Source organism: Fibrella forsythiae, from assembly GCF_017353175.1.
In the GTDB taxonomy this organism is placed as follows: domain Bacteria; phylum Bacteroidota; class Bacteroidia; order Cytophagales; family Spirosomataceae; genus Fibrella; species Fibrella forsythiae.
The window spans coordinates 1,090,153-1,116,506 of sequence record NZ_JAFMYW010000001.1 but is presented as its reverse complement, the minus strand read 5'-3'; the positions used below and the strand labels follow the sequence as shown (position 1 = coordinate 1,116,506).

The following is a 26,354-nucleotide window of genomic DNA, read 5'->3' as shown; positions in this document are numbered from 1 at the left end:
ATATTTGCCAGCGAGAGCGGTTTATGCTACCGTTTGCAGCGCCCGGACAATGGCCGATTGGGCCAGTTTGATTTTGAAGGCATTGTGTTCGTGAGGTTGGGCACCCGCCAGCAATTGCCGGGCCGCTGCCTGAAACGTGGCGTCGGTAGCAGGTTTGCCAATCAGTTGATTTTCAACGGCCACCAATCGCCAGGGTTTGTGTGCCACGCCGCCAAGGGCCAGTCTGGCCTCGCGGATTACTCCGCCGTCTACCGCCAGACGAGCCGCTACCGATATGATGGCAAAGGCGTATGAAGCCCGGTCGCGCACCTTCAGGTAGTGCGATTTGCCCGCATTTTTCGGGGTTGGCAGGTCTATGGCTACGATGAGTTCATCGGGTTCCAGCACTGAATCTTTCTGGGGCGTATCGCCCGGAAGCCGATGAAAATCAATCACTGGCACCGACCGATTCCCGTTAGGACCACTGATCTGCACCACGGCGTCGAGTGCACTCAGTGCCACGTTCATATCGCTCGGATTCGTGGCGATGCATTGTGGGCTTGCTCCCAGAATGGCGTGAATCCGGTTGTATCCGCCGATGGCTCCGCAGCCCGACCCCGGTGCGCGTTTGTTGCAGGGCTGGCTGGGGTCGTAGAAGTAATTGCAGCGGGTACGTTGCAGCAGGTTGCCACCCATCGTTGCCATATTGCGCAACTGCGGCGAAGCCCCCGCGAGCAGGGCTTCCGAAAGTAATGGAAACTGGCTGGCGATGAGCTTGTTGGCCGCCACGTCGCTGTTCCGCGCCAAAGCGCCGATGCGTATGCCGGTAGCCGTTTTTTCGATTTTCGTTAGTGGTAACTGGCTGATGTCGACCAACGTACCTGGATTTTCAACCTCGTATTTTATCAGGTCGACCAGGTTGGTGCCACCTGCGATAAAGCGAGACGAAGGAGCAGCTCCGATCAGACGAAGCGCATCGGCCGGTTGGCTGGCCTGCACATAATCGAATGATTTCATACGGTTTTTCCTTCTTTTTGTACTGACCCGATCGCCTCAACAATACCTCTGTAAGCCGCACACCGGCAAATGTTTCCGCTCATCCACTCCCTGATTTCGTCGGGGGAATTGGCGTGGCCCTGCCTGATAATGGCCACTCCCGACATGATCTGCCCCGGCGTGCAGAAACCGCACTGGTAACCATCGTGCTTAACGAAAGCGGCCTGTAACGGATGCAACTGGCTTTTAGATGGGGCAAGTCCTTCGATAGTGGTGATTTCCTGATGCTGGTGCATCACGGCGAGCATCAGGCAAGCGTTACTCTGCCGACCATCTACGTGTACCGTACAGGCACCGCACTGACCGTGGTCGCAGCCCTTTTTGGTGCCTGTCAGATCGAGCCGTTCGCGCAGCACGTCGAGCAGCGTTTCGCGCGGTTCAACGTCGATCTTATACGTTTTTTTGTTGATCCTAAGGGTAATTGCCCGTTTTCCGCTGGGGGGTACTGTTGGTTGGCGTTGGGTAGATTGAGCCGATGTGGCAACAAGCGGAGGAGCCAGTAAAAGCCCGGTCAATGCCGACGATTGTTTCAGAAACCATCGTCGGTTCGAGCCGTCGATCAGGTACGTGTCTTTTTCTGCCATAACAGTGAGCTGGAATTCATTCGTACTGCTCAAAGTTGATTGGCGGGCCGTTTGTTATCTTTCCTTCGGCAACGGCCTGCAGGTGAACTTCCAGGCTCAACAGACCCAAAATAATACCCTACTTATGGAATTGACCTACCGATTAGCGACCGAATCAGACCTGATTGAGATCGTCAGAATGCTGTCGGATGATGCGTTGGGTAGTAAACGGGAGCAACTAAGCCTACCTCTTCCGGCAACGTACCTGCGTGCCTTCGAGCAAATTGACGCCGACCCGAATCAGGAGTTGATGGTGGTTGAGCGGGCCGGGTACGTTGTGGCGACGTTTCAGCTCAGCTTTATTCAATACCTTACGTACCAGGGTGGTATCAGAGCCCAGATTGAAGCGGTCCGCGTGAAGGCCAACTACAGGGGGGAGGGGATTGGAAGGGCGATCGTCGACTACGCAATTGACCGTTCCCGATTAAAGGGTGCCCATCTCCTCCAACTGACAACTGATAAAGAACGCCCGGATGCAAAACGCTTTTACGAGTCGCTGGGCTTTGTTGCCTCTCACGAAGGAATGAAATTGCACCTCAACGCCTGACATGTTCCTGCCTGAAAGGATAGCAAAAAGCCCCGCTCAGTGAACGGGGCTTTTGAGGCAATGAACAGGTAAACCTATTGTTTATCCCACCAGACGCGCGTGTCGAGGTTGTCAGCGCCCTGGCGGCCAATGGCCTCGTCGACTTTGGCTTTGTTGACCGAAATCTCCAGGTCAGGATACGACAGGCGATTGATGAAGCTGCCTTTGATCTCTTTACCCGGATATGGATTTGGGGTTAGTTTGGGGAATCCGCTGCGGCGGAAATTGGCAAACACCTCAGGTCCGTTCAGGAAGGAAGCTATCCAGTATTGCGTGTTGATCAGTTCCAGCCCTCTGGCCGCCACATACGGATTTGCCGTCAGGTAGGCCGTAATGTTGGCCTGCGGCACGAGCGATGTTGCATCATAATCACCCAACTGCTGCATATGGGCTGTTACGCCTGCGTTATAATAGTCGGCTGCGTTGCCCGTTGTCCAGCCCCGAACGGCTGCTTCGGCCAGCAATAACTGTGTCTGGGCATACGTAACCAGGTACGTTGGTGCAGTTATCTTACCCATACGGGTACGATCCAGCTGGCTGTAATCGTAAAAGCTTGCCAGCTTATCGGCCGTTGCGCGGGCTGGAATGGTACCGTTGTCGTAGCCCAGCGGCATCCCGATCTGTACCGATGGATCGCGGTTTATACGAGCCGCTGTTTGCTCAGGGCCGCTTTTGGCACCAACATAACGGGCAGCAATCGAACCAAGCCGGGGGTCGGCCGTCGATTTCAGGTAATCAACGAAATAGCCTGTAAGATACAGGTTGGCCGCTTCGGTTGAGTTCAGCGTGACACCAACCGGATTCTGGTAGTTGGCGTCGTTCCTGATCACGGCGTTGTCGGCATTCGACTGGAATACACCGCCGGCAACCGCTTTCTGCACCGTCGACTGGGCCAGCGTAGGGTTTACTTTCGACAGCCGCATGCCGGCCCGCAACAGCAGTGAATATCCGAATCGTTTCCACCTGGGTATGTTGCCTCCATAGGCAATTTCGCCCGCTTCGGTGGGTTTTGCGGCATCCAGGGCGGCCGAGGCTTCGGTTAGCTCTTTGATGATGTCGGTATAAATGCTCTCCTGCGAGTCGTACTTGGGTGAGACATTGCTACCGATATACCCCAGTCCGGCTTCGGAGTAGGGCACATCACCGTAGGTGTCGGTCAACACCATAAATGAGTACGCTTTCCAGATACGAACCATATTGTAGAGGTTGACCCGGTTGGCATCCGTTTTTGTCTGGTTCAGTATATCGACCAGGTAGCGAATGTTATCGCGGTAATAGCGTTGCCAGATCGCGGCGTTGGGGCCAGCTGAGCCCCGGTTATCAACGTTGAAGTTACCGCCAGCCAATACGCCTGAATTTGGCGAGAATATCTGTTGAACGATAGGATGCTCAAAAATCAGCGTCGACGATGGGAATGATGTATTTACTACGGCGTTGTTGAACGTAAATACCGGGTTGAGCGAGGTGGCGGCCGTTGGGTTGACGTTTAGTTCGTTGAATCCCTTGTCGCAACCGCTGATGCTTATCGATAACGCTGTCAGCGTAAGGAGAATAAGTTTATTGTTCATGGGGAGGTCGGTCGTTAAAACTTGACATTCAGGTTAAAACCAACACTGCGGCTGATTGGAATACCCGTTGCTTCGAGGCCAACGAGGTTATCAGAGCTGAAGCCGAATTGTTCAGGGTCGATGTTTGGCACCCATTTCTTCAGTACGGCCACGTTGTTGGCCACTGCACTCAGCCGAACGCCTTTGATAAAGAGTGTCTTGGGTAACATTTTGGTGAAATCGTAGCCAATCGAGATCTGGCGAAGTTTCCAGAAACCGGCGTCATACACCACCTGTTCGCCCAGGCTTTTCGAGCGGCCTACCGAATAGTAATCCTGCACGAAGGCCCGAACGGTATTGGGTTCGCCTTTCTCATTCACTCCGGCACCCACCATTTTCTGGTCGGCGTCGCCCCGGCCAACCAGTGTTTCCATCTGAAGACCATGACGGAACAGGTTCAGGTTTGTACCCGATATCATTTTTCCGCCCAGTTTAAAGTCGATCAGGAAGGATAGGTTAATGCCTTTGTAATTGAATGTGTTTGTGATACCACCAACGTATTTGGGAAGGGCTGATCCAAAGGAAATTGGTGTTGCCGTACGAACTGGCAGGCCGTCGCCACCGTGGATGATCTGACCCGCCGCGTTGCGCTGGTACCCATACGTGTATAGCTGCCCTAGCGGCTGATCAACCACCTGCCGTAGTTCACCAACGAATACGCCCGTTCCTACCACGATCTGTTCGGGTAACCCGTTTTTGTCGTAATCTCTTCCAGGTGTACCATTATCATCGGTCACTAATTTCAGCAGCTTGGTTTCGTTATACGAACCGTTCAGGGTGATGTCCCAGTTAAAGTTTCGGGTGCGTACCGGTGCCAGATTTAGTAATACTTCGATACCCCGGTTACGGCTCTGTCCGTTGTTAATCAGTGTGTTTGTGTAGCCAGATGCGTCTGATGCCTGGGCCGAGACAATCTGGTCGCTGGTAACTTTATTGTAATACGTCAGGTCAAGACCAACCCGGTTATTGAACATTTTCAGCTCAACACCTACCTCAGCCTCAGCCGTTGTACTTGGTTTCAGCGTGGCGCTCGGTACCGTGTTTGAGGTGATGAAACCAACCGGCTGACCAGCCCCCGACGGGTTGGGGAAGAGGTTGGCACTTACCGCGTAGAACAGGTTATTTGAGTAGGGAGCTACGTCGCCATCGCTACCAACCTGCGCATAGGCAGCCCGGAGTTTACCAAAATTCAGCCAGCCGGGCATCTTGTCGAACGCCTGCGAGAACACGAAGCTACCCGTTACCGACGGATACAGGATGCTGCGGTTGGCCTGAGCCAGGGTCGAGAACCAGTCGTTACGCGCCGTTACGTTCAGGTACAGGAAATCGTTGTACGAGAGTTCGGCCGCACCGTAGAGCGAGTTAACCCGCCGCTCACTTAACCCGTAGAGTGGATCTTTCACCCGGCCATTCTGCGGAACATATAACCCACGAACAATGAAATCGGTGGCCAGTACGCTGTTCAGGTCGCTCCGGCGGTAAAGCTGGTTACCACCCGCCGTGATGTTTACGCCGATTTTGCCAAACCGGCGGTTGCCACCGATCAGGAAGTCGCTGTTAAGCTCACGGAAACGACGGGCTTCCTGCACATACGCTCCGTTGACAAAACCAGCCGGGGCTGCAGCCAGTGAGGCCTGGCCCGTTGGGAAGTTGTAATCCTGATCGCGTGACCAGAAATCCTGCCCGATCCGACCCTGTACATACAGCCAGTCGGTCAGGTTGTAGCGGGCCGATATATTGCCGAGAAGCCGGTCGCGACGAATATTCTCGAACTTGTAGTTCATGACGAAATACGGGTTCGTGCGGTTCATGAAGCGCGAGAACACGAACTCGTTGCCTGTGGCCGGGTTGATCTGGTTGGCCTCCAGCACATCGAGTGGCATTGAGTTCGCCAGGGTGTAGACGGTCGTTGGTGTGCTGTTATCCTGCTGGGCAATCTGCGGCGGGTTCTTGTTCAGCTCGTTCGAGTAGTTCAACGAACCGGATACGATCAGCTTAGGCGACAGGTTATAGCTGAAACCAAGGTTGATTGTGCGCCGGTTAAACGAGTTGTTGGGTGTGATGCCTTTGTTGTCTAGATTCGACACTGACAGGTTGAAGCCGCCTTTCTCATCGCCAGACGACAGCGAAATGGAGTTGGTCCAGGTGCTGCCATCGCGGTAAAACGTATTGATTCGGTTACGAACGGGCTGATACGGGACCGTAAGGCCACCAAACAGCACCTGTGTTGCCCCGGGTGTGAATTTCTCGCCGAAGCTCCAGACACCAGACGTTGGGTTGGCCGCTGTGGGCCGAACGCCATACTCACCCTGACCGTACTCGTACTGGTAATCAGTGAAATCGAGCGGGTGATCGGTGGTGAAGTTAGTATTGTAAACCACCCCGATGCCACCCGATGTGCCTCTGGTTTTGGTAGTGATCAGAATGGCACCGTCTTTGGCACGTGAGCCATACAGGGCCGCTGCTGTTCCGCCTTTCAGCACCGTCATTCCCTCAATATCGTCGGGGTTCAGGCTGGAAAGGCCATCACCACCGTCTGAATAGTTCCGGTCGCGGTTGCTGACCGAGTTGTCGCCGCCAGTGTTGCCGTTGTTTTGGCCAAAGTTGGTGTTATCGACCGGCACGCCGTTGATAACGATCAGCGGGTTGTTCTGCCCAGAGAATGAAGACTGACCCCGAATCCGGATCTTGGCCGTGCCAGCCGCGCCGGTTCCCAGGCTAGTGATGTTTACTCCGGCAATTTTCCCCTGAAGCGCATTCACGAAGTTCACCGTCCGGTTGGTCGTGATCTGTTCCGGATTGACAACGGCGGTGGCATAACCAAGGGTTTTCGCTTCTTTCTTAATGCCAAGCGCTGTAACCACCACCTCGCTCAGGTTCTGATCGGCCTCCTGCAGCGTTACGTTCAGCTGAGTCTGATTGCCAACCGCTACCGTATTCCCGGCAAAACCAATTGCGCTGAATACCAGTGTGGCATTGGGGGGAACGTTGAGCACGAAGCTGCCTTCCGCATCTGTGGTAGTACCTAGCTGAGAGTTCTTGACCAGGATAGTAACACCCGGAATACCTTGCTGATCTTTCCCGGAAATAACTTTCCCGGTCACACGCCGATCCTGGGCACTAACTGTGCCGGGCCATAGCGATAGGGTGAATAGCAACAACATAGCTGCTAACCCACCCGTTCTACGGAGTAAAGAGTTGTTCATAAGTAAAGAGGTAATGGTTGATTTAGGGTATTTCTTTAGTGAAATTTAAACTGGTTAAAATTACAACCAATACCCAATAAACAGCCTTAATTGCCTATTTACTCACGCTTATGAACGTATGGTAAGTAATGTGAGTAACTTGTATAATAAGTACACTTTTAGGGTTTACCCTAGGTGGATTGCCGTATAACTGAAGGGATAACTAACTAGAATCGGCCCCCTGTCAGTTGCAAACCACGCCGGGCCGGGTCGGCCGACATAAATACTCAGGAATAAGCCTGAAGATGCTGGACGGTATGTAGTCAGTGCTCTACAGACAGCGCCCGCCGGGCAACGTACCTAGACGGGCAGATACACTGTAAATGTGGCTCCTTCGCCCGGTTTGCTTTGGGCAACAAGGCCGCCACGATGGTTGAAAACGACTTTCCGGCAGATGGCCAGGCCTACACCACTACCAGGATAGTTGGTTTTGCCATGAAGCCGTTGAAAGACCTGAAAAATCCGGTCGGTGTACTTCTCGTCGAAGCCGATGCCGTTATCGGCCAAACTGATCTCATGGAAGAAACGGTCCTGGTTCATCTCGGAGGGAGAGGCCAGGGCTGCCGCCGGCAGAGCGGATGCTGTAACCTGCCGGGCCGAGATACGGATTCGGGGTGACACCTCAGGCCGCCGAAATTTGAGTGCATTCGATAACAGATTCAGAAACAGCTGCTGAAGCTGTGCGGCGTCTCCCTGCACAACGGGCAGATTATCCGACTCAATTACAGCGGCAGATTCTGAAACAGCAATCGACAGGTCATCCATCACATCGACCAGCAATTTGTCGAGCCTGACGCTCTCAAAAGGGGCCTGCTGCGTAGTAAGGCGAGAGTAGTTGAGTAAGTCTCTGATCAGCAACGACATACGCGTTGCGGCTGAGCCCATCCGGTTGATCATGTCAATGCCTTCTGTTCCCAGTTTCGGGCCGTACTCTGTCTTCAGCAGATCGCCGAATGACTGGATCTTCCGGAGTGGTTCCTGCAAATCGTGGCTGGCAACGTAGGCAAATTGCTGGAGGTTATCATTCGACATATTCAGCGCATTGTTACTGATTTCCAGTGCTGTATTCGATTTCTCCAACCGATCGTTATTCTGACTCAGGAGCTGCTGCGTTTCTTTCTGAACTGTTAGGTCCGTAATAATGACCGACAGCGACGTGCCTTCGTCAAGCTCCAGTGTAGTGACAGACAACAGGCAGGGTACCCGTTTGCCGGAGTTATCGAGAAGAGAGAGTTCAGCTTTTCGATTCTCAATGCGGCCATCGGCAAACAGGTGCTGGCAGATCGTCAGGCAATCGGCACTCACGAAGTTGTAGAACGGCACGCCGGTCACCTGAGAAAGCGGCATACCTACCATTGTGGCAAACATGGAGTTGCAATACACAATCAAACCGCCAACGCCAAGGGTTACGGCGCCCTCGTTCATGGTTTCAATAATGACCCGGTAGGTAGTATCGGCCGTTTTGAGCGTGTATAGTTCGTGGCCTTCTTTCCCCTCAACCACCAGCGCATCGATCTGGCCCGTTCTGATGGCATGAATCGTTTCAGTTGCTTCTTCCAGTAGGAGACGCAACCGCTCGTTTTCGGCCAGCAAATCATTGTAAGTCTGTATTTGAGTCATACAGATTCATCTAGGATGCCTAACCCTTTAAGCACTTTTTCGGTATCTGACATATCGCCAATCAACCGACGCTCGGGGAGAGGTAGTCGTTTAACTAGTAAGGGTAAGGCAATAATCTGTTGCTGCTCGGCCAGTTGCTTTTGCTGATGCACGTCAATAATCTCCAGCCAATACTGACCAGCCAGGTACGTCTCGCAAAGGTGTTTCACATTGGTAATGGCCCGGATTGAATTAACCGAAGCACCGGCAACAAACAGTCGCAATTGATACGGCAGACGTTCACCATCCAGACGGTCGTCGCCTGGATGGTCATCCCCTTCTGTACCGTCTTCAATATGGGATGGATCTATCATCTTATTTGACCGCCGGCCGGATGTTCAACCCCACAAGCACCTTTTCTTCATTGGAGAGGTCGCCAATGATTTTTCGGATGGGTTCAGGTACTTTTTTTACCAGGGTTGGTACGGCCAGAATCTGATCGCCCTCGGCCAGTTGGGGGTGAACCAGCAGATCAATTACTTCAATAACGTAGTTGTCTTTCAGGTTGGCCTCGCAGTATCTTTTCAGATTACTCAACGCCAAATTTGACTTGGGCGTGTTGCCGGCAATATACAGTCGTAATTCCCAAACAGTATCTTTCTCTTCTATAACCATAACGTTGGTAGTGGGGGATGGGGGGGCAATTATCTGTTGCCAATGACCAGTTAACAAGGGTGCTCAGGTACGTTCCTTACCGGAGCCATTGATGACAGACAACTCTTTACTCTTCTTTGTGGCGCTGACGGGTGAGCTGTTCCCGGTTTTTTTCGAGAATCTCTTTCCGTAGTTCGTCTTCTATATAGCTCTTGTTCAGCTCTTCCTGAACAGACTCGAACTCTTCTTTCAGGCTGGCAATCTTCGATTCCAGCACGAGGCGCTTTCGTTCAATTTCGCGGTCTTTGCGCCCAACGGCATGGTCGCGCAGGGCAACGCCGGTTTCTACCTGCAACTGCTGAGCTTCGCGAGCCGACCCGATCAGCACGCCTTCCGGCCCCAGGTACACATCGACAAGGTCAACGCCCTCATCCGTGATCGTAAATTCACGTACCTGATTAGAGTGTTTCATGCCCCGCGACTTCATAATATAAATGCCCCGGTTGCGCTCACCATTCGATTCGATGTCGCGAACCAGCAGCCAGGCGTCAACCAGCGACGCAACGCCTTCATCGGCCTGCTCCTGCACAATGGTGTTGCGGGTCAGGGCGGTGAATAAGACCGTTATCTGCTCGGTTTGCAGAAAATCGATCAGCCGGATCAGCATGGCTTTTACGTCGCTCATAGACCCCACCGTGACCAGATTCGTGATCGGATCGAGCACCACCAGGCGGGGTTTCAGTTCCCGCACCAGTTTATGAATGGCGATCAGATGCATTTCGAGGCCGTTGAGCGTTGGGCGTGAGGCGTGAAACGTAAGAAGGCCCTGGTCTATATGGCTCTGAAGATCAAGCCCGATAGAGCTCATGTTGCGTACAATCTGCTGGGGTGACTCCTCGAATGCCAGATACAGGCAACGTTCGTTCCGTAAACAGGCCGCATTGACAAAACAGGCCGCAATACTGGTTTTCCCGGTCCCGGCCGTACCCGACACGAGCACGCTACTGCCTCTGAAATACCCTTTTCCATCCAGCATTTTGTCGAGCGCCAAAATTCCCGACGACACCCGCTCGGCGGATACGTCATGGTCTAATGTGAGCGAGGTGACGGGCAGAACGGAAATGCCATCTTCATCGATCAGGAACGGGTACTCATTGGTGCCGTGTACCGATCCGCGGTATTTGACGATCCGGAGCAGGCGGGTCGAAATCTGGTTGTCGACGCGATGATCCAGCAAGATGACACAGTCTGATACGTATTCTTCCAGCCCGTGCCGCGTCAGGGTGCCATCGCCGCGTTCACCGGTGATGATGGCAGTTACGCCTTTCTCTTTTAGCCACTCAAACAGTCGGCGTAGTTCAGCACGAAGAATACCCTGGTTGCTAAGGCCCGAAAACAGGTTTTCGATGGTATCGAGCACCACCCGTTTAGCGCCAATACTGTCAATGGCGTACCCCAGCCGGATAAACAGACCGTCGAGGTCGTATTCGCCGGTTTCTTCGATCTCGCTCCGTTCAATCCGGACGTGATCGAGTTTAACGAGTTTATCTGCCTGAAGTTGTTTGAGGTCAAATCCCAGAGAAGCCACGTTCATGGCCAGTTCTTCGGATTTCTCTTCAAAGGCCACAAAAACGCCGGGTTCGCCAAACTGAAGAGCACCACGAACGATGAACTCCATTGAAAAAAGTGTTTTACCACAACCGGCACTGCCACAAATAAGCGTAGGCCGACCTTTAGGCAGGCCCCCACCGGTTATCTCGTCTAAACCAGCAATTCCGGTTCTCGTTTTAGGAAGGGCAACTAAGGGGTATTTTGAGTCCCTGGAAAGCGTTGGATTCATTTAACGTCTGGCTATAGCTACCTAACCAGTAAAAGGATCAGGTTGTTAAAAATACAGAATACTTCAAACTTATTAACATGCATGCATGCAATGACTTGTTCAGGTTAATCTTAATAGATTGATTTTCAAGGTATAGTGTATGATTTGCTACTCATGAACATGTCAGCACAATAAGTGGATTTTAGGGGAAACAGGGGAAGCAGACCAGGCACAAAAAAAAGCAGTTATACCTTCCTGGTATAACTGCCTGTTAAAATGGACCGACTTGGCTTATACGGCCTGTGTCAGTGCCTGAAAGGAAATGCTCATGTGTGAGGCATCGTACACGCATTTTCCATCCTGAATGAGCAGCACCTGCGGCGACTGGTGGGTAACCCGGAAGGTGTCGGCAATTTGGCCGGATAAGGGCCTGTTGGCCAGTAAATCCAGGTAATATGGCTTGATACCTGCGTTTTCAGACCAGTTGCGCTCCATGCGGCTCAGGGCCATGGCGCTGATCGAGCATGTAGTACTATGCTTGAAAATCAAGACCGGCTGATCGGCCGATTCCGCTTTGATCTGATCGAGTTGAGCGGTGTTAGTCAGTTTATTCCAGTTCATTGTAAGCGCTTATTGACGGATAAATCAAAACGTTTTTCGTTGTAGCTGAGCTTATGGTATACCGTCAGAAAAGGTTTTTGACCTCGAAAAGTTCAGGCTAGATTTGTCAAAACTGACTGACCATGCAGAATCTCGATCTCCTTCGTTACCCCATTGGCCCCATGCCCTCGTCGCAGAGCTATACCCCCGAACAACTGGCAGCAAACCTTTCCTCGATTACTGAGTGCCCTCGCAAACTGACAGAACTGGTTCAGACTTGGTCTGATTCACGCCTGGATACGCCCTATCGACCCGACGGCTGGACCGTTCGGCAGGTGGTGCATCACGTGGCCGACAGTCATATGAATGCGTATATACGTACCCGGCTAGCCCTCACGGAAGATAATCCGCGTATTAGCCCCTACGAAGAACAGGAATGGGCCAAACTCGACGACTCAACCCTGCCCGTTGCGCCGTCGCTGGCCATTCTGACCAACCTGCATCTGCGCTGGGTACGTTGCCTGCAACACCTGACGTCCGATCAGTTGGGCCGAACGTACCTGCACCCCGGCAATCAGCAGACCTACACGGTGGCCGATGTACTCGCGCTTTACGCCTGGCATGGCGAACACCACTATCAACATATTGCCCGCCTGGCCCAACGGAACGGATGGGAGGGGTAATCCTGTTTACTGTTTACTGTCTTCTGTTGCTCTGCTTAGGCACGTTCTGCTTGGTAGCGGAGCAACAGAAGACAGTAAACAGTAAACTTCGTTGTTTATGCAGACTATCCTGATTTTTGTGTTGTTTGCGGCGGCGCTGGTCTATTTGGGCTGGCGGGCGTACAAGCGATTTGTCGTGACAGATACTGGCTGTAGAAAAGGGTGCGGTTGCGCGGCTGACAGCCGTTCGTCGGTACGTCGGGCCTCTTAGGGCCAGGCCTACACTAAGATAAACAAACCTTCATGGGGCAGTTGGCGTTGGGTGCCCATATGATTCCACGACGCTCTACCTATCTTTTCTTCCTGCTGATTGGGCTGGGGTGGGCCACCGCCTGCCAGAAAGTAAAGCCCAAAGCCCCTACGGCCGAAGGGTTCGATGACCCCATTCCGCCCGCTCGATCATTTCTGGCTGGGCCGATCACGTTCCAGATCAAAAGCCTGGAAGACAAGATTAATGCATCGATAAAGACCGAAATTGTGAACCCCGAGATGATGGAAGGCCAGAAAGGGGCGAGTTTTAATATGCGGGTGATCCGCACCGGACGGATCAAGATCAAGTATGCCAATCATAAGGTCAACTTCTCGGCTCCGCTGGAAATCTGGCTTGATAATCCCATTCGGCTGAAGAAGAAGAACCACGCTAAGCACGCTGTTTGCGCATTATCGGTTGATTTTCAAAGCCCGCTGCAAGTAGCCAGCGACTGGCGATTGACAACACACGTCAGCCTGATCAAACACACCTGGATCAAGCAGCCGAAAATTCGAGTGCTTGGCATCACTATTCCCTTTACGAAACTGGCCGAAAACGTCATTCAGAAACGCCGGCCCGAAATTGAAGCAGCCATCGATAAGGCCGTTTATGACGGATTACGCCTCGATAAGCAGGTACGTCCCGTCTGGATGGACCTCCAGAAGCCGTTGATTCTGGCTAAACAGCCCGATTCGCTCTGGCTGGTGCCAACTCCCTTTAGCGTAGCCGTGGGTGACGTGCAGGGGAATGCCACCACCTTAACTGTGCCCATTCGGGTGGCGTTTTACACGAAAACTATGATTGGCCCGCGCCCGGTTATCGAACTGAACCGAAAACTCCCCCGAATCAGGCGGGATAAGCATGTAAAGCAAGTGTCTGATATTCAGGTGATGAGCTTCATCTCGTATGCCGATATAAACCGGATACTGGCCAAGCAATTGAAGGGCCATAAACTGGAACTGGCGGGTGGCCTGCTGACGATCAAGAAGACAGAAGTGTATGGGGGGCAGCGCGCCGTTATTATTAAGGCCGATGTGGGGGGCGCGGTGAAAGGAACGCTTTACTTCCGCGGGCAGCCGGCCTACGATACACTCACCCACACGCTACAGGTTAAAAACATCGATTTCGACGTAGAAACAGAAGAACGCCTGCTCGCTTCTGCCGACTGGCTACTGCACGACCGGCTGAACGATACCATCTCCAAAGCGCTGAAATTTCCGATTCGTGAACAGATAGAAAAACTACCGTCACTTATTGATACTGCCTTTGAAAAGGCAAAAGCGGGCAAGAAGAATGACCTGAATATTCTCACGTTCAAATTTGTCCCCCAGCGCATTGCCATTCGTCCCGATGGGATACAAGCTCTCCTGAAAGTCCAGTCGACGGTCGCCTTCAAAGTGAAGAAGTTGTAGGTTGGCTGGTTGGTTAGTTAGTTGATTGGTTAATTAGTTGATTGGTTGGCTGGTTGACTAGCCAACCAATCAACTAATTAACCAATCAACCAATCAACTAGCCAACGGTTTCCACCGCCAGAAATACCGGCAGGCCAGGGTACGGTAGGGTCGCCAGGGGGCGGCTATTTCCTGTAACCGTTTATAGAGCGGACGACCTGTTTCGGTAAGATCATACGCTCTGACTATTTTCTGGCGAACCACCAGATCGTCGACGGGAAACACGTCGGGCCGGTCGAGGACAAACATCAACAGCATTTCCACCGTCCAGCGGCCAACGCCTTTGATGGGCAAAAGGTATTGCACTACCTCTTCGTCGGTCATTTCCGAAACGTGCGCAATCGTGAGCGGATTGGCCAGCGCGAATTCGGCAACGCTCTGCAAATACTTTATTTTCTGGAAAGATAAGCCGGCCGACCGTAGCTCGTCGGTCGTTTTCAGCAGAAGCTGGGCGGGCGAGGGGTAACCTTCGGCCTCGGCCGTTTCACTGAAGAGCATTCGGAAGCGCCGGAATATGGCGTCGGCGGCTTTCACCGATATCTGCTGAGAGACGATACTTTCTAAAAGTGCCAGATAAAGCCGATCAGCCTCGGGTACGTCGATAAAGCTGGCAGCGGGTTTGATGAGGGGTGTTTCAGCAATAATTTGGGCCAGAACCGGGTCTGTTTGCAGGTGAGCTAGTGCATCGGAAGTCATGATGCGAAATTACCGCTTTTTAGCGTGTTTCGGTAACGTCGATGCGCGGGAATGACCCGTGTAGGGAGTGCATGAAAATGCCATTAAAAGCAACTGGAGGGCCTTTTTTGTGTTCAAATTGCCATCGGAAGCGCCGCCCGGGGGTAAATGCTAATATCCTATACATTGCCGAAAAAATGATATAGACATTGCCCTTTTTTTTAGTCTTATTTTGAGGTTAGTATACAATCTGTTCCTGAACCACTGCCCGATCTTCTGACTGCTCGTTGAGGCAACGCTGTTACGGCTAGCCCAACATACAGAAGCACCGGCGTGCCAGGCTCTCGTCCAATGAAAAAACAACTGACCCCGATACTTCTCGCCGCTGGACTCCTGCTCGTTCAGCATACTGTGTCAGCACAGTACCCGACTATTCCTGCCGACGTGCAGAAAGCGAGTGATGAGTTACTTGCCGAGTCGCGCCGACAGTCGGATATTGCCTGGGGCAAAGCGCTGCCGATTATCAGGAAAGAAGCCAAAGAAGGCAAGCCATATGTACCCTGGGCTGCCCGGCCGGTTGATTTGCCGCAAGCTTCCATTCTTGCTTTTCCCGGCGCTGAGGGCGGTGGTGCCTATACATTCGGTGGTCGGGGCGGTAAGGTATATGTGGTAACCAGCCTGGAAGACCGTGGGCCAGGTACGTTGCGGGAGGCCTGTGAACAGGGCGGGGCGCGGACTATCGTTTTCAACGTGGCGGGCATCATTCGCATAAAAACACCCATCATCATTCGGGCACCATATATAACAATAGCTGGTCAGACAGCACCGGGAGATGGCGTTTGCGTGGCGGGAGAATCGGTTTGGATCAACACGCATGATGTTGTCATTCGCTACATGCGTTTCCGCCGGGGCGAAACGGGCGTGGGGCGGCGCGATGACTCGATTGGTGGTAACCCGATCGGCAACATTATGATCGACCACGTGTCGGCAAGCTGGGGGCTGGATGAAAACATGTCGATGTACCGGCATATGTATAACGACAGCACCGGCAAGACAGTGGAGTCGAAGTTGCCGACGGTGAACATCACCATTCAAAATTCAATCTTCTCGGAGGCACTCGATACCTGGAACCACGCGTTCGGTAGTACGCTGGGTGGCGAAAACTGTACGTTCATGCGCAACCTCTGGGCCGATAATGCGGGCCGGAATCCGTCGATTGGCTGGAACGGGGTCTTCAATTTTGCCAACAACGTCATTTTCAACTGGGTGCACCGGTCAACGGATGGCGGCGACTATACGGCGATGTACAATATTATCAACAACTACTACAAGCCGGGTCCGCAAACCCCCAGAGATTCGCCCATAGGTTACCGGATTCTGAAGCCTGAATCTGGACGGAGCAAGCTGGGTCATCTGGAGTTTGGCCGTGCTTACGTAGATGGCAACATTGTGGAAGGTCATGACCGGGTTACAAAAAACAACTGGGATGGTGGCGTCCAGGTTGAAGACCGGGCCGACGCGGGTGAATACACCGCCAACATTAAATGGAAAGAGCCGCTGCCAATGCCCAAGATCACAATCTTGCCCGCGCAGCAGGCCTATGGCTACGTGTTGGAAAACGCCGGAGCCGCCCTGCCCAAACGCGACCCCGTCGACGTGCGCATTCTGACGCAGGTGAAAACCGGAAAGATTACGTATGATCCATCCGTGAAAGCACCCGATACGCAGTTCAAACATCGCCGCTTACCCCTCGATTCGTACAAGAACGGTATCATCACAGACATCAGTCAGGTGGGTGGTTACCCCGAGTACAAAGGCACGCCCTACGTTGATACCGATAAAGACGGTATGCCCGATGCCTGGGAAACAAAAAATGGGCTGAACCCGAAAGACGCCGCAGATGCCAGCCAGGATAAGAATAGAGACGGATACACGAATATTGAAGAGTACCTGAACAGCGTAGTGCCCATTCAGCAAGTGAAGCCGCGCACGTAGGTTCGTTCGTCAAGGAGTCACTTTCGCTAGATGCTTCGCGCGAAGCATCTAGCGAAAGAAACATACAACGCGAAGACAGCCTACCCACCACCCCAACTAAAAAAACCGTGTTTAAGCTAACCGTACTTATTGCCTTTTGCACGCTCCTGAGCGCCCTCGATCGCGAGGGAGTGGTTCTTGCGCAGGGTACTAAGCCGGTTAAGAAACAGCCACTTACCGTTTCGCAGGGTCGTATTACGTACACATCCGACGAGCAGGGCAACCGTATTCCTGACTTTTCGTACTGCGGCTACAAAGCAGGTGACCAGGCAATTCCAACGGCCGGTATAAGCGTGACTGTTCCCTCCAGAAAAGGCGATGCTACCCGCCGGATTCAGGCCGCGCTCGATTACGTAGCATCGCTGCCTGTCAACGCCGATGGCTTGCGGGGAGCGGTGCTGCTCGAAAAAGGTGTTCATGAAGTGGCTGGTAGTCTGGTTATTTCAGCGTCGGGCGTGGTGCTTCGTGGCAGCGGAATGGGCGCCGGAGGGACCACGATTCTGGGAACGGGAACCAACCGCGACAACCTGATCACACTGGCGGGGAAAAGTGATCGAAAGCTGGCGTTGCCCCTCCTCATCACCGATAGCTATGTACCTGTCAACGCCCGGAAAATTCGGGTGGCGAACGCTGGTGCGCTGAAAGTTGGTGATAATGTTCAGGTACGTCGCCCGTCAACGAAAGAATGGATTCAGGCCTTACGTACCGATCAGTTTGGCGGCGGTCTTTCGTCGCTGGGCTGGAAACCGGGTCAGCGCGACCTGTTCTGGGACCGGCAGATCGTAGCCGTGAACGGTGCCGAGATAACCCTCGACGCGCCGCTGACAACCGCGCTGGATTCAGCCTACGGTGGCGGCACCGTCGCCCGCTACACCTGGCCGGGACGAATTGCCCAGTCAGGCGTGGAGAACCTTCGTCTTGAATCGACTTACGACAGGGCCAACCCGAAAGATGAAGACCATCGCTGGATGGCCGTTGTGTTCAGCAACGTACAGGATGCCTGGGTACGTCAGGTCGTATTCAGCCATTTTGCGGGTTCGGCCGTGTTGGTGCAGGAAACGGCCAGGCGGGTAACACTAGAAGATTGTCAGTCGCTGGCTCCCGTTTCGGAGATGGGCGGCGAACGCCGGAATACGTTTTTTGTACGGGGCCAGCAGGTGCTCTGTCAGCGGCTGTATGCCGAATTGGGTTACCATGATTTTGCCGTTGGTTATTGCAGCCCCGGCCCCAATGCATTTGTGCAGTGTGAGTCGCATTTGCCGTTCAGCTTCAGCGGTGGGGTTGATAGCTGGGCATCGGGCGTGCTGTTCGATATCGTTTACGTAGATGGTCATGCCCTGCGTTTTGCCAACCTGGGTCAGGATGGGCAGGGCGCGGGCTGGAACGCTGCGAACAGTGTGTTCTGGCAGTGTACCGCCGCCCGGGTTGAGAACTTCCAGCCGCCAACGGCACAAAACTGGGCGTTCGGAACCTGGGCGCAGTTTGCCGGTGATGGCTACTGGGACATGTCGAACGAACAGATTCAGCCCCGCAGTCTGTATTACGCCCAACTGAAAGAACGCCTGGGCGAGGCCGTTGCCGATCGGGCTATTCTGTTGCCGGTCGGTACCGAAGCGTCGAGCAGTCCGAAAGTGGAAGTGGCAATGGCGCTGACGAAACTGGCCGTTGAGCCGGCACCAGCGTTAGTCGATTTCATTACGGCTTCTTCGACGCGGCAACCCATTCCGGCAGGTACGTCGTCGGCCCGCTCGATCGATGCGATTGGGTTACCGAAAGAGGCAACGTACCCCAAAGCCGAACCTATGCGGGTGGTACAGGGGAAGCTGTTTCGTGGCCGTGCCCTCGTTGCTGGTCGGCGGCAGGAAGTGCCCTGGTGGAACGGCAGCGCACGGCCCTACGGTCTGGCTACTGCAAAACCACACATTACCCGCTTTGTGCCCGGCCAAACCGGGCGTGGCCTGACAGACGATTTAGGCGAACTGACTGATTCGATGAAAGTGGATCACGTGGCGGCCATTGACCACAACTATGGCCTCTGGTACGAACGTCGCCGCGATGATCATGAGCGTATTCGCCGGATGGATGGTGAAGTCTGGGCCCCGTTCTATGAGTTGCCGTTCGCTCGCAGTGGCAAAGAAATCGCCTGGGATGGACTGAGCAAATACGACTTGACAACGTACAACAAATGGTATTGGAGTCGCCTGAAGCAGTTTGCCGATCTGGCCGACCAGAAAGGGCTGGCCCTGATTCATGAGAATTATTTCCAGCATAATATCATTGAAGCGGGAGCCCACTATGCCGATTTCCCCTGGCGGCCCGTCAACAACATCAACAAGACGGGTTTCCCCGAGCCGGTGCCGTATGCGGGCGACAAACGGGTGTTTATGGCCGAGCAGTTTTACGACGTCTCGCATCCGGTTCGGCGGGCCTTACACCGGGCATACATCCGCAAATGCCTCGATAATTTCGCGGCCAATTCGGGCGTCATTCAACTGATCGGGGCTGAGTTTACCGGCCCCCTGCAGTTCGTGCAGTTCTGGATAGATACCATTGCTGAATGGGAAAAGGAAACTGGTAAGAAAGCGCTGGTCGGCCTCAGTGCGACCAAAGACGTGCAGGATGCCATTCTGGCGGATCCCAAACGCGCATCTGTCATCAACCTGATCGATATTCGGTTCTGGCACTACCAGGCCAACGGAACGGTCTATGCGCCTGCCGGTGGCCAAAATCTGGCACCGCGTCAGCACGCCCGGTTGCTGAACCCCAAGAAAACGTCGTTTGAACAGGTGTACAGGGCCGTCCGCGAGTACCGTCAGAAATTCTCCGACAAAGCGGTTACCTACGCCGCCGATAGTTTCGATGCGATGGGCTGGGCCATTCTGATGGCGGGCGGTTCCATGCCGAACGTACCCACCGTGGCAGACGCTCAGTTTATGGTCGATGCAGGCCAGATGCAACCGATGGAACTGCCGCAGAAACCAGCGAATCAGTGGGCGCTGGGTAATGACAAAACGGGCTACGTCATTTACACCGAAGTAACGACACCCGTTCAGCTCGACTTGTCGAAGGCCGCAGGTACGTTTCAGGTTAGCTACGTGAATCCGAAAACGGGCCAGGTGACCAAATCGAACGATATTGTGAAAGGCGGTAGCGTTGTGAGTCTGAAAAATCAGTCGACCGGTGCCGAGGTGATCTGGGTCAAAAAAAGCAACGGATTATGAGAAAGGAATATGCCACAGACCGGTCTGGCGGCTCGGTACAGAAAGCCCAGCGGTTTAGGCTGTCGGGAAAAATGGGTTTGTTCAAAAAAAGAACGCTGTGTTCTCTGTGCCGAGCCGCCAGACCGGTCTGTGTTCTCGTAGTTTTCCTCGGACTCACTCACGCTCAGGCCCAGGATACCGTACGCTACGTCGGTACTACGTTATCGAATATTGATTACCACCACGGGCAGTTAAGTCTGGCGGTGGGGGTGCATAATGTGCAGGCGTTTCGGGCCAATCGCGAGCATCCAGAACGGGCGGGGGGCACCAACTGGACGTACAACCACGCGCCGATGCTGGCGCACTGGAACAATACCTTTTACCTGCAATACCTCAGCAACCCGGTGGGCGAACACGTACCGCCCGGCCAAACGCTGCTGTTGACGTCGAAAGACGGCTATGGCTGGACGCCGCCGACGGTCATCTTCCCGCCCTACAACGTACCGGATGGCTGGAAAAAAGAAGGTCGCCCGGAAGTGGCGAAAGGCCTGCACGCAGTGATGCACCAGCGAATGGGTTTCTTTGTCGCGAAAAACAAACGACTACTGACGCTCGGTTTCTACGGCATCGTGATGGGGCCGAAAGACGATCCGAATGATGGTAACGGCATCGGCCGGGTTGTTCGCGAAGTATATACTGACGGCAAATACGGCCCGATCTACTTCATTCGGCACAACGCCTCGTGGGACAGTAAGAAATCGGCGTACCCATTTTACACGACCTCGAAAGACAAAGGGTTTGTTGCGGCCTGCAATGAGTTGCTGGCCAATCCGCTGATGATGCAGCAATGGGTAGAAGAAGCCGACCGCAACGACCCCCTGATTTCGCTGAAGCGGGAGGTAAAAGCCTTCAGCTACTATCATCTGCCCGATAACCGGGTAGTGGGTCTGTGGAAACACGCCTTAACGAGCATTAGTCCGGACGGAGGGAGGTCGTGGTTATACAATCCGCTGAGGGCACCCGGTTTCGTAAACAGCAACGCTAAAATCTGGGGGCAGAAAACTTCGGACGGGCAATACGCAACGGTATATAACCCGTCGGAATTTCGCTGGCCCCTGGCCATTTCGACCAGTAAAGACGGGCTGAACTATACGAACCTGCTGCTGGTCAATGGCGAGATCACGTCGATGCGCTACGGTGGGGCCTACAAATCCTACGGCCCGCAATATGTCCGCGGCATTGAAGAAGGGAACGGCACGCCGCCCGATGGTAAGCTGTGGGTGACCTACAGCATGAACAAGGAAGACATCTGGGTGTCGAGCATTCCCGTGCCGGTTACCGACGAGGTGAAAACACACGCCAACGAGGTGTTCGCCCAACTGCCTGCCGGTGAGGAACTGGCCATGTGGAACACGTACAGCCCGCTCCAGGCAACGGCAAAAATTGAAACCATTGCCGGCTCGAAAGCCCTCGTTTTGCGCGATAAAGACCGGTTCGATTACGCCAAAGCCGAACGCGTTATTCCTGATTCGAAGCGGCTGACGGTCGAGTTTTCGATCGTGCCGCAACAGGCCAACGCAGGTACGCTGCAGATCGAGTTTCAGGATGCCAAAGGCAACGCCGCCGTGCGCCTGATGTTCGACGCCGACAGCCTGTTCAAAGCCAAAGTCGGCTACCGCGATTCGGGCATTCAGAAATACGAGGCGGGTAAACAGTACGACGTACGCATCGAATTAGACCGCGACAAACGCATGTTCACCACCTTCGTAAATGGGCAACCAAAGGGCACCAAATTATTCTTTGCCCCGGTGGCGTCGTTTCGCCGGGTGGTGTTCAGAACGGGTAGCATCCGCCGCTTCCCCGACGCCGATACGCCGACTGACCAGACCTACGATCTGCCTAATGCCGGCGAACAGGATACCGAATCCGTGTTCGCGATCAAGTCGTTCAAGACCAGTGCCTCAACCAAACAACCCGAATAACGTCGGAAGACAATTCGCGCCCATGACCAACCGATTGGCCATACTGCTGTTCACGCTCTGCCTGTCTGCACAACTGAAAGCCGAGATTGTGTTACCCCGTATTTTGGGGCATAACATGGTGTTGCAACGCGATAAGCCATTGATTATCTGGGGGAAGGCATCTGCCGGGGAGGCCGTGACCGTTCAGTTTGCCGGCCAAACCGGCACCGCAACGACCGATGCGGCGGGCCACTGGAGCATCCAACTGAAGCCGTTGAAAGCCTCGAACGTACCGGCCGAACTGGTCATTTCGGGTACAAACACCATCCGGCTACAGAACATTCTGGTGGGCGAAGTGTGGCTGTGCGCTGGCCAGTCGAACATGGAATATACCATGCGGAAGAACAGCAAAGTGAAACACGGTACAGCCACGCAACTCATGGATGGCCACGACCCGGTTGATGAACTGGACTATGCGAAAAACCCGCAGATCCGTATTTTTCTGGTCAACCGGAAAGAACTGACCAAACCCGATCCGGGGCATCGCGGCTGGAACATCGCCGCCGATTCGGCCTTGCGGTCGTTTTCGGCACCGGCCTATTTTTTTGCCAGAGAGTTACAGCAAAAACTGAACGTACCTGTCGGCGTTATTTCGTCGGCCATTCCAGGTAGCCGCATCGAACCGTGGATTTCAGAGGCGGCCTTTCAGGCCGATGTCTACTATGGCGGCAACAACGTAGAGGGCGAACCGGGAAAATTCTACGAGCCCATGATTCGTCCGCTGGTGCCGTTTGCGCTGAAAGGGTTTCTCTGGTATCAGGGCGAAACAAACTGCTTCCTCAACGAGACCATTACGTATGCCCACAAGATGCAGACGCTTGTAACAAGCTGGCGCAGCGCGTGGAACGACCCAACGATGCCGTTCGTCTACACGCAACTCGCGCCCTTCCGTTACTCGGAATCGAAAGGAAAACGGGTGTTAACGAAAGAGACTTTACCCGAATTCCGGGAGGCCCAGGAACTGGTGCTGACCCTACCCAACACCGGCATGATCACTACCACCGACCTGGCCGATAGTCTGTCTGATATTCATCCACCGTTCAAATGGGAGATCGGTCGACGGCTGGCGTTGCTGGCGCTGGCAAATGGTTATGGCTTTCGGAAACTGGTGGCCGAAGGGCCTGTATTCGAGAAAATGAGCGTAAAAGGTCAGACCGCTCTCCTGCAATTCACGCACACAGGCGGCGGGCTGATCAGTAAAGACGGGTTGCCCCTCACGGGCTTCACCATTGCCGGAACGGACGGGGTTTTCGTGCCGGCAATGGCCCGTATTGACCGGAAGGGCGTGGTTGTGTCGGCGGCAAACGTACCTGCGCCGGTAGCAGTGCGCTTCGGCTGGGACGAGGCCGCGCAACCCAATCTGTACAACAGGGCAGGCTTGCCCGCCCGCCCGTTCCGAACGGATAACCCGCTCACTGGCCAATTGACAAGCGTAAATCCGACCGGCTCAAACACGGCGAAAGCGGCGAAACTATGAAAGTAATCCATGTCATATTCGCCCTGCTGCTTATCTGCACGTTCCCCGTTCTCGGAATGCGCGGAGCAGGCGTGACCGTGCAACAGGTACGTTGCGAAACCCTCACGAATCCCGAAGGTATCGACGCGACCCGCCCCCGGTTGAGTTGGGAGATCTCCAGCACGAAACGAGCCATCGAACAAACGGGGTATCAGATTCTGGTGGCATCGAGCGAAGAAAAGCTGGCCGCCGATACCGGCGATCTGTGGGATTCGGGCAAGGTGACGTCTGCTCAGAGTATTCAGGTAGCCTATGGGGGCAAGTTGCTGAAAAGCGGCATGCGCTGCTTCTGGAAAGTCAACGTCTGGACGAATCAGGGCGAAACGGGCTGGAGCAAACCGGCCCACTGGAGCATGGGTCTGCTGAATTACCTCGATTGGAAAGGCCGCTGGATCGGCCTCGACCGTGCCTTTGCCTGGGATACCGAAACGACCTTTTCCCGGCTGTCGGCGCGTTATTTCCGCAAGGAGTTTGTGGCTACGAAGACAATTCAGCACGCTGCCGCCTACATCATTGGCCTGGGCCTCTATGAACTCTATCTCAACGGGCAGAAGGTGGGCGATCAAGTGCTGGCCCCGTGCCCAACCGACTATACGCAGGGGGTGAAATACAATACCTTCGACGTGACGAGCCTGCTCAAGACCGGCCAGAACGCCATCGGTACGGTGCTCGGTAACGGACGCTATTTCGCCATGCGGCAGGCCTACAAGCCATACAAAATCAAGACATTTGGCTACCCGAAACTGCTGCTGAACCTGATCATCACCTACGCCGACGGCACGAAAGACGTGATCACCACCGATGATTCGTGGAAAGCAACCGCCGACGGGCCGATTCGCACCAACAACGAATATGACGGAGAAGAATACGACGCCACGAAGGAGCTGACGAACTGGAGCCGCGTGGGTTTCAACGATAAAAACTGGCTCAAAGCAGAGTTTGTGCAGGAGCCCGGCGGGGCCTATGAAGCGCAGATGAACGAGAACATGAAGGTGATGGAAACCATCAGGCCGGTCTCGATCAAACGCCTGCCAACGGGAACGTACCTGCTCGATCTGGGGCAGAACATGGCGGGTTGGGTACGTATGCGGGTGAAAGGACCCCGAGCAACCACCGTTACGCTCCGTTTTGCCGAATCGCTGCAAGCCAACGGCGAACCCTTCACCCGGAATCTGCGCGATGCCAAAGTTACGGACGTCTATACGCTGAAAGGCGGTGGGCTGGAAACCTGGGAGCCAACGTTTGTGTACCACGGGTTCAGGTACGTCGAAATCACGGGCTTCCCCAGCGTGCCGACCATCAATGATTTCGACGGGCGGGTGGTCTACGACGCTATGCCAACTGTGGGTACGTTCGGCTCATCGAACAGCACATTGAACCAGATTCATAAAAACGCGTACTGGGGTATTCTGAGTAATTACAAAGGCATGCCCGTTGATTGTCCGCAGCGCAACGAACGGCAGCCCTGGCTGGGTGATCGCAGCACGGGGGCCTACGGCGAAAGCTTTCTGTTCGATAATAGTCGCCTGTATGCCAAGTGGTTAACGGATATTGAGCAGTCGCAAAAAGCCGATGGCAGTATTCCCGACGTGGCCCCGGCATTCTGGCGGTACTATGGTGATAACGTGACCTGGCCGGGAACGTACCTGACTGTTGCCGACATGCTGTACCGTCAATTCGGCGATCTGGAATCGATTCGGAAACATTATCCGTCCATGAAAAAGTGGATAGACTACATGGCCGATCGCTACACAACGGATGGACTGGTAACGAAAGACAAATACGGCGACTGGTGTGTGCCGCCCGAATCGAAAGAGCTGATTCACGCCAAAGACCCGGCCCGGCAAACGGCGGGTGAATTGCTGGCATCGGCCACGTATATCCGGCTGCTGGCGGTGATGCAGCAGTTTGCGCAGCTGCTGAACAAACCCGACGATGCGAAGGCATTTGGCGCGATGGCGGCGGAGATGAAAACGGCTTTCAATACCAAATTCCTGAACGGCGAAACGGCCCACTATGGCAACAATACCGTAACGGCCAACCTGCTGCCACTAGCCTACGACATCGTGCCCGAAGCCGCGAGGTCCACCGTTTTTGGGGGTATTGTCGATAAGATCGTGAACGAGCATCAGGGGCATATCAGTACGGGTGTAATCGGAACGCAGTGGCTCATGCGGGGGCTGTCGGCCAATGGTCGTCCTGATCTGGCCTACCGGATTGCGTCCAACCGCGATTACCCAAGTTGGGGCTACATGGCCGAAAACGGGGCAACCACGATCTGGGAACTGTGGAATGGCAACACCGCCAATCCGGAAATGAATTCGGGTAATCACGTGATGCTGCTCGGCGATCTGCTGATCTGGTATTACGAAAACCTGGCCGGTATCAAATCGGCCCCCGACGCGCCTGCGTTCAAAAAAGTGGTGATGAAACCGGATCTGGTCGACGGCCTCGATTTCGTAACGGCATCCTATCAGTCATCGTATGGACGAATCAGGTCAGACTGGGCGAAGAAAGCCGGTCAGTTTACCTGGACAATACACATTCCCGCCAACACCAAAGCGCTGGTGTACCTGCCCGCCACCTCGGCCGATCTGGTCAGCGAAAGCGGTAAACCGGTGGCGCAAGCCGAAGGCGTATCGTTCCTCCGAATGGAGCACGGAAAAGCCGTTTTTGACATCGGTTCAGGTACGTATCAATTCACCTGTAAGCTCTGA

General features: G+C 54.1%; 19 protein-coding genes. 9 read left to right on the top strand and 10 right to left on the bottom strand.

Translation table 11 applies throughout. The features are described 5' to 3' along the window. Positions 1-21: 21 nt before the first annotated feature. A complete protein-coding gene (locus J2I46_RS05090) occupies positions 22-996 on the bottom strand; it encodes an FAD binding domain-containing protein (RefSeq protein WP_207327836.1) in 975 nt (324 codons plus the stop codon). Continuing rightward, positions 993-1,619 carry a (2Fe-2S)-binding protein gene (locus tag J2I46_RS05085; protein WP_207327835.1) on the bottom strand — a complete coding sequence of 209 codons (627 nt, stop codon included), beginning with the start codon at positions 1,617-1,619 and terminating at the stop codon, positions 993-995. The genes J2I46_RS05090 and J2I46_RS05085 overlap by 4 nt, the downstream gene beginning before the upstream one ends. 124 nt (positions 1,620-1,743) lie before the next feature. Between J2I46_RS05085 and J2I46_RS05080 the strand changes: the two genes are divergently transcribed. Next, on the top strand, positions 1,744-2,205 hold the full coding sequence (locus J2I46_RS05080) for a GNAT family N-acetyltransferase (RefSeq protein WP_207327834.1): 462 nt from the start codon (positions 1,744-1,746) through the stop codon (positions 2,203-2,205). A 74-nt stretch (positions 2,206-2,279) separates the two neighbouring features. On the opposite strand, the gene J2I46_RS05075 is transcribed toward J2I46_RS05080, so the two are convergent. The 7 genes from J2I46_RS05075 to ytxJ form a co-directional block, all read right to left on the bottom strand. Beyond that, positions 2,280-3,812, bottom strand: coding sequence for a SusD/RagB family nutrient-binding outer membrane lipoprotein (locus J2I46_RS05075; RefSeq protein WP_207327833.1), 1,533 nt, complete (start codon positions 3,810-3,812; stop codon positions 2,280-2,282). A gap of 14 nt (positions 3,813-3,826) precedes the next feature. Continuing rightward, the gene (locus tag J2I46_RS05070; RefSeq protein ID WP_229379625.1) at positions 3,827-7,015 is read right to left on the bottom strand and encodes a SusC/RagA family TonB-linked outer membrane protein; all 3,189 of its coding nucleotides are present in this window, start codon (positions 7,013-7,015) and stop codon (positions 3,827-3,829) included. A gap of 381 nt (positions 7,016-7,396) precedes the next feature. Further along, on the bottom strand, positions 7,397-8,716 hold the full coding sequence (locus J2I46_RS05065) for a sensor histidine kinase (protein ID WP_207327831.1): 1,320 nt from the start codon (positions 8,714-8,716) through the stop codon (positions 7,397-7,399). Next, a complete protein-coding gene (locus J2I46_RS05060) occupies positions 8,713-9,069 on the bottom strand; it encodes a circadian clock KaiB family protein (RefSeq protein WP_207327830.1) in 357 nt (118 codons plus the stop codon). The genes J2I46_RS05065 and J2I46_RS05060 overlap by 4 nt, the downstream gene beginning before the upstream one ends. Before the next feature lies 1 nt (position 9,070). Beyond that, entirely contained in the window at positions 9,071-9,370 is a 300-nt protein-coding gene (locus tag J2I46_RS05055; protein ID WP_207327829.1) for a circadian clock KaiB family protein, read from the bottom strand. A 106-nt stretch (positions 9,371-9,476) separates the two neighbouring features. After that, entirely contained in the window at positions 9,477-11,189 is a 1,713-nt protein-coding gene (gene kaiC, locus J2I46_RS05050) for a circadian clock protein KaiC (RefSeq protein ID WP_207327828.1), read from the bottom strand. 270 nt (positions 11,190-11,459) lie between these two features. Next, positions 11,460-11,789: a bacillithiol system redox-active protein YtxJ gene (ytxJ, locus tag J2I46_RS05045; RefSeq protein WP_207327827.1), complete on the bottom strand. Its 330-nt coding sequence runs from the start codon at positions 11,787-11,789 to the stop codon at positions 11,460-11,462. Positions 11,790-11,911: 122 nt separating this feature from the next. Between ytxJ and J2I46_RS05040 the strand changes: the two genes are divergently transcribed. From J2I46_RS05040 to J2I46_RS05030, 3 genes are all read left to right on the top strand, one after another. Continuing rightward, entirely contained in the window at positions 11,912-12,451 is a 540-nt protein-coding gene (locus J2I46_RS05040) for a YfiT family bacillithiol transferase (protein ID WP_207327826.1), read from the top strand. Positions 12,452-12,548: 97 nt separating this feature from the next. After that, positions 12,549-12,701 (top strand): FeoB-associated Cys-rich membrane protein, encoded by a 153-nt coding sequence (locus J2I46_RS05035; RefSeq protein ID WP_207327825.1) that lies wholly within the window; start codon positions 12,549-12,551, stop codon positions 12,699-12,701. Between the two features lie 59 nt (positions 12,702-12,760). Then, a complete protein-coding gene (locus J2I46_RS05030) occupies positions 12,761-14,152 on the top strand; it encodes a DUF4403 family protein (protein ID WP_207327824.1) in 1,392 nt (463 codons plus the stop codon). A 93-nt stretch (positions 14,153-14,245) separates the two neighbouring features. Here J2I46_RS05030 and J2I46_RS05025 read toward each other — a convergent pair whose 3' ends face one another. Next, positions 14,246-14,887, bottom strand: a complete 642-nt coding sequence (locus J2I46_RS05025) for a DNA-3-methyladenine glycosylase family protein (RefSeq protein WP_207327823.1) — start codon at positions 14,885-14,887, stop codon at positions 14,246-14,248. A gap of 330 nt (positions 14,888-15,217) precedes the next feature. Here J2I46_RS05025 and J2I46_RS05020 point away from each other — a divergent pair, with 330 nt between their 5' ends. From J2I46_RS05020 to J2I46_RS05000, 5 genes are all read left to right on the top strand, one after another. Further along, entirely contained in the window at positions 15,218-16,861 is a 1,644-nt protein-coding gene (locus tag J2I46_RS05020) for a pectate lyase family protein (protein ID WP_207327822.1), read from the top strand. 107 nt (positions 16,862-16,968) lie between these two features. Continuing rightward, complete coding sequence (locus tag J2I46_RS05015) at positions 16,969-20,121, top strand: DUF6298 domain-containing protein (protein WP_310588988.1); 3,153 nt, start codon at positions 16,969-16,971, stop codon at positions 20,119-20,121. Further along, a complete protein-coding gene (locus J2I46_RS05010; RefSeq protein ID WP_229379506.1) occupies positions 20,118-22,082 on the top strand; it encodes a sialidase family protein in 1,965 nt (654 codons plus the stop codon). The genes J2I46_RS05015 and J2I46_RS05010 overlap by 4 nt, the downstream gene beginning before the upstream one ends. Before the next feature lie 22 nt (positions 22,083-22,104). Continuing rightward, entirely contained in the window at positions 22,105-23,598 is a 1,494-nt protein-coding gene (locus tag J2I46_RS05005) for a sialate O-acetylesterase (RefSeq protein ID WP_207327821.1), read from the top strand. Next, entirely contained in the window at positions 23,595-26,354 is a 2,760-nt protein-coding gene (locus tag J2I46_RS05000) for a glycoside hydrolase family 78 protein (RefSeq protein ID WP_207327820.1), read from the top strand. Before J2I46_RS05005 ends, J2I46_RS05000 begins: the two co-directional genes overlap by 4 nt.

Coding starts and splice junctions, on each gene's coding strand:
- J2I46_RS05090 (WP_207327836.1), bottom strand. CDS start 996: ATGAAATCATTCGATTATGTGCAGGCCAGCCAACCGGCCGATGCGCTT.
- J2I46_RS05085 (WP_207327835.1), bottom strand. CDS start 1,619: ATGGCAGAAAAAGACACGTACCTGATCGACGGCTCGAACCGACGATGG.
- J2I46_RS05080 (WP_207327834.1), top strand. CDS start 1,744: ATGGAATTGACCTACCGATTAGCGACCGAATCAGACCTGATTGAGATC.
- J2I46_RS05075 (WP_207327833.1), bottom strand. CDS start 3,812: ATGAACAATAAACTTATTCTCCTTACGCTGACAGCGTTATCGATAAGC.
- J2I46_RS05070 (WP_229379625.1), bottom strand. CDS start 7,015: ATGTTGTTGCTATTCACCCTATCGCTATGGCCCGGCACAGTTAGTGCC.
- J2I46_RS05065 (WP_207327831.1), bottom strand. CDS start 8,716: ATGACTCAAATACAGACTTACAATGATTTGCTGGCCGAAAACGAGCGG.
- J2I46_RS05060 (WP_207327830.1), bottom strand. CDS start 9,069: ATGATAGATCCATCCCATATTGAAGACGGTACAGAAGGGGATGACCAT.
- J2I46_RS05055 (WP_207327829.1), bottom strand. CDS start 9,370: ATGGTTATAGAAGAGAAAGATACTGTTTGGGAATTACGACTGTATATT.
- kaiC (WP_207327828.1), bottom strand. CDS start 11,189: ATGAATCCAACGCTTTCCAGGGACTCAAAATACCCCTTAGTTGCCCTT.
- ytxJ (WP_207327827.1), bottom strand. CDS start 11,789: ATGAACTGGAATAAACTGACTAACACCGCTCAACTCGATCAGATCAAA.
- J2I46_RS05040 (WP_207327826.1), top strand. CDS start 11,912: ATGCAGAATCTCGATCTCCTTCGTTACCCCATTGGCCCCATGCCCTCG.
- J2I46_RS05035 (WP_207327825.1), top strand. CDS start 12,549: ATGCAGACTATCCTGATTTTTGTGTTGTTTGCGGCGGCGCTGGTCTAT.
- J2I46_RS05030 (WP_207327824.1), top strand. CDS start 12,761: ATGATTCCACGACGCTCTACCTATCTTTTCTTCCTGCTGATTGGGCTG.
- J2I46_RS05025 (WP_207327823.1), bottom strand. CDS start 14,887: ATGACTTCCGATGCACTAGCTCACCTGCAAACAGACCCGGTTCTGGCC.
- J2I46_RS05020 (WP_207327822.1), top strand. CDS start 15,218: ATGAAAAAACAACTGACCCCGATACTTCTCGCCGCTGGACTCCTGCTC.
- J2I46_RS05010 (WP_229379506.1), top strand. CDS start 20,118: ATGAGAAAGGAATATGCCACAGACCGGTCTGGCGGCTCGGTACAGAAA.
- J2I46_RS05005 (WP_207327821.1), top strand. CDS start 22,105: ATGACCAACCGATTGGCCATACTGCTGTTCACGCTCTGCCTGTCTGCA.
- J2I46_RS05000 (WP_207327820.1), top strand. CDS start 23,595: ATGAAAGTAATCCATGTCATATTCGCCCTGCTGCTTATCTGCACGTTC.